The organism is Mesorhizobium sp. M2A.F.Ca.ET.067.02.1.1, from assembly GCF_004023285.1.
GTDB lineage: Bacteria > Pseudomonadota > Alphaproteobacteria > Rhizobiales > Rhizobiaceae > Mesorhizobium.
Genome location: NZ_RZSB01001213.1, coordinates 1 through 1,016, shown reverse-complemented (window position 1 = coordinate 1,016; position 1,016 = coordinate 1). Strand labels below are relative to the sequence as shown.

The following is a 1,016-nucleotide window of genomic DNA, read 5'->3' as shown; positions in this document are numbered from 1 at the left end:
CATCACCATCGAGGACGGCCTTGCCGAGGACGACTGGGAAGGCTGGAAGTATTTGACCGACCTGATCGGCAAGAAGACCCAGCTCGTCGGCGACGACCTCTTCGTCACCAACACGGCGCGGCTGCGCGATGGCATCCGCATGGGCGTCGCCAATTCGATCCTGGTCAAGGTCAACCAGATCGGCTCGCTGACCGAGACGCTCGACGCGGTCGAGACCGCGCACAAGGCCGGCTACACCGCCGTAATGTCGCACCGTTCGGGCGAGACCGAGGATTCGACCATTGCCGACCTCGCGGTCGCCACCAATTGCGGACAGATCAAGACCGGCTCGCTGTCGCGTTCGGACCGCATGGCCAAGTACAACCAGCTCATCCGCATCGAGGAAGAGCTCGGCAAGCAGGCGCGTTACGCCGGCAAGTCGGTGTTCAAGGGCTGATCCAGCCCATCCTGGCGATCTCCAAAAGGGCGGGGCATTCCCGCCCTTTTCGTTTCCAGCGGCCCCGCACCTGGTCGCCCGTAACCGTCCATTAAGCACAATCGGGCGAAATACGACTCATGGCCGCTTGCGTTCGCGGCCGCGAGGGTTCGGGTCATGTGGACACGTCAGCACAAGCAGAGAAACACCGGCAGACTGATCATCCCTTCGCTCTGCGTGCTGTTCCTGGCCTATTTCGGCTTCCATGCCTATCACGGCGAGTTCGGCATCTATTCCAAGTACCGGCTCGAGGCCCGGGCGGCCGAACTGCAGGCGCAGCTTGATGCCGTGAAGGCGCGCCGGGTCGATTTCGAGCGCCGTGTCCAGCTGATGCATGAAGGCACGCTGGAAAAGGATATGCTTGACGAGCAGGCCCGAAAGGCGCTCAATTTGTCTCAGCCCGACGAAATCACCATCATGCTGCCCTCCGCGACGAGATAACCGAATTTCGGTTAATCGCCGTTATTTTCAATGATTCTAATCGCTTAGATGCATGCCAGCCATGCATTTTTCAGCATGGCGCAATGCATCCTTGCATGTT

1 protein-coding gene and 1 pseudogene are annotated in these 1,016 nt (G+C 60.0%); both read left to right on the top strand.

The features are described from left to right. Nucleotides 1-436 (top strand): annotated as a pseudogene (gene eno / locus EOA28_RS36835) (phosphopyruvate hydratase); the annotation flags it as partial. A gap of 156 nt (nt 437-592) precedes the next feature. Further along, nucleotides 593-916: a septum formation initiator family protein gene (locus tag EOA28_RS36830; RefSeq protein ID WP_127253540.1), complete on the top strand. Its 324-nt coding sequence runs from the start codon at nt 593-595 to the stop codon at nt 914-916. The last annotated feature ends 100 nt before the right edge of the window (nt 917-1,016 follow it).